This window comes from Methylobacterium nigriterrae, from assembly GCF_037106235.1.
Classification (GTDB): Bacteria; Pseudomonadota; Alphaproteobacteria; order Rhizobiales; family Beijerinckiaceae; genus Methylobacterium; species Methylobacterium nigriterrae.
Map to the genome: position 1 here is coordinate 1 of NZ_JBAWTG010000885.1, position 270 is coordinate 270.

The following is a 270-nucleotide window of genomic DNA, read 5'->3' on the forward strand; positions in this document are numbered from 1 at the left end:
CCATCTCGCTGTCTCCACAGAGAACCCATACGCGGTAAGGCCGATGCTCCAGGCGCTTGCCGAGCATCGCGATGCCGACTCCGATGGGCAGGCCCTGGCCGAGCGAGCCCGTGGCCACGTCGACCCAGGGCAGGACGGGTGTCGGATGTCCCTCCAGGCGAGAGCCGAATCGGCGATAGCTCGTCGTGAGCTCCTCATCACTGACGACGCCAGCAGCCTTGAACATGGAGTACAACAGCGGGGATGCGTGGCCCTTGGAGAAGATCAGGT

Annotated in this window: 1 pseudogene; it reads right to left on the bottom strand. The window is 64.4% G+C overall.

What is annotated here, in order from left to right:
- Positions 1-270 (bottom strand): annotated as a pseudogene (locus tag WDW90_RS39550) (transketolase); the annotation flags it as partial.